The following is a 1,993-nucleotide window of genomic DNA, read 5'->3' as shown; positions in this document are numbered from 1 at the left end:
CGACGGCAAGCAGATCATCCGCGCCGGACTCGAAGACCACTTCTGCGGCAAGCTGCTCGGCCTGCCGCTGGGCTGCGACGTCTGCTACACCAACCATGCCGAAGCCGACGGCGACGACATGGACACGCTCATGACCCTGCTCGCCACCGCGGGCCTGTCCTTCCTGATGGGCGTGCCGGGCGCCGACGACGTGATGCTCAACTACCAGAGCACCAGTTTTCACGACGCGCTTTATCTGCGCGAGTTGCTTGGCCTGAAGCGCGCGCCGGAGTTCGAGGCCTGGCTGCAACGCATGCACATCACCGATGCACGAGGCCGCCTGCAGCGCGTCGCGAGCGGGCATCCCTTGCTGCTGGGGACGCGCGCATGACCGGCGGCGGCGACGACAAGCGACCGCGGGCACAGCGCGCACCGAAGGGCCGCGGACGCGGCGAACGCGCCGATCCCGCGGAGCGTGCCAACGAAGCATGGTCCGAGCGCGAGACCTTGCAAGCACTGCGCCCCGAGTCGGTCACCGTCGACCCTTGGCAGGCCCTGCGCGCCCACACGCCCGCACGCATCGCGCTCGGGCGCAGCGGCGTGAGCCTGCCCACGCGTGAAGTGCTCGCCTTCGGCTGCGCCCACGCGCAGGCGCGCGACGCGGTGCAGCGGCCGCTCGATGCCGACGCACTCGAACGCGAGCTGAACGCAGCAGGATTCGCCACGTTGCGCGTCCACAGTGCCGCACCCGACCGAGCCACCTACCTGCTGCGCCCCGACCTCGGCCGACGCCTGGACGAAGCCAGCCGTGCCGCGCTCGCCGAGCGCGCACCGACGCTCGCCACATTCACGGCGGCCGACTGGCTGCTCCCGGTCGTGGGCGACGGCCTTTCCTCGCTCGCCGTGGCTCGCCACGCGCTGCCGACGCTGCAAGCCCTGCGCGCGCGCACGCCGCCCGGCTGGGCACTGGGCCCGGTGGTGGTCGCCTTGCAGGCGCGCGTGGCGCTGGCCGACGAGATCGGCGCCGCACTGCACGCGCCGCTCACCGCCATGCTCATCGGCGAGCGCCCGGGCCTGAGCTCGCCCGACAGCCTGGGCATCTACCTCACCGCCGAGCCCAAGCGCGGCCGCAGCGACGCCGAGCGCAACTGCATCTCCAACATCCGCCCCGAGGGCCTGTCCTTCATGCGCGCCGCGCACACGCTGTGGTGGCTGGCGCAGGCCGCGCGGCGCGGCGGCGGCACGGGGGTGCGGCTCAAGGATGCGAGCGGTGCGGTGGCGCTTGACGGATAGTCACGTCAGCCACTTCACAACGACAACACATGCGCTGTGACGTGAGCGGCCGTGAGTGCCGGCAGTTTGGTTAGCCGAGTCCAACCGAGGAAACACGATGAGCACAGCCGATCCGATCTACCAGGCAAGGATCAAGCAGCTTCAAGGCGGCGAATGGGACGTCTGATCGCTCTCGGCTGAAGCAAAGATGACTACCCTCGAACATCGCTGCGCCCCGGGACTCACCCTCCGCGGCTTCACGCCGCCGCTGCGCCTGGCGGACTTCAAGCTCATCGCCTTCGACATGGATTCGACCTTGATCAACATCGAATGCGTCGATGAGATCGCCGACGCCGCCGGCCGCAAGGCCGAGGTCGCCGCCATCACCGAAGCGGCCATGCGCGGCGAGATCGCCGACTACAAGGCAAGCCTGCGCCAGCGCGTGGCCTTGCTGCGTGGCGTGCCCGTCACCGCACTGCACGAGGTCTACGAACAGCGCCTGCACCTCAACCCCGGGGCCCAAACGCTGGTGCGCGCCTGCCAGGCGGCGGGATTCAAGACGCTGCTCGTCTCGGGCGGTTTCACCTTCTTCACCGACCGCATCCGGGATCGCCTCGGGCTCGACTACACGCGCAGCAACGTGCTGCAGACCGAGGGCACCGGCGCCGACGAGCGTCTCACCGGCCGCATGGTCGACCAGCCCTGGGGCGACATCTGCGACGGCGCCGAAAAGCGCCGCATG

General features: G+C 70.1%; 3 protein-coding genes. All 3 read left to right on the top strand.

The window, feature by feature from the left end; translation table 11 throughout:
• Positions 1 to 370: ethanolamine ammonia-lyase subunit EutB (eutB, locus tag RMO12_RS04375; protein ID WP_309638347.1), on the top strand; the 370-nt coding region annotated here is incomplete at its 5' end.
• Positions 367 to 1,272, top strand: a complete 906-nt coding sequence (gene eutC, locus RMO12_RS04370) for an ethanolamine ammonia-lyase subunit EutC (protein ID WP_309638346.1) — start codon at positions 367 to 369, stop codon at positions 1,270 to 1,272. The genes eutB and eutC, both read left to right, overlap by 4 nt.
• 187 nt (positions 1,273 to 1,459) lie before the next feature.
• A partial coding sequence (locus RMO12_RS04365; RefSeq protein ID WP_309638345.1) for an HAD-IB family phosphatase occupies positions 1,460 to 1,993 on the top strand: 534 nt, incomplete at its 3' end.

Origin of the sequence: Methylibium sp., from assembly GCF_031393925.1 — a bacterium.
GTDB lineage: Bacteria > Pseudomonadota > Gammaproteobacteria > Burkholderiales > Burkholderiaceae_C > Methylibium.
Note: the sequence above shows the minus strand (reverse complement) of the source record. Positions and strands in the feature narration are given on the sequence as shown.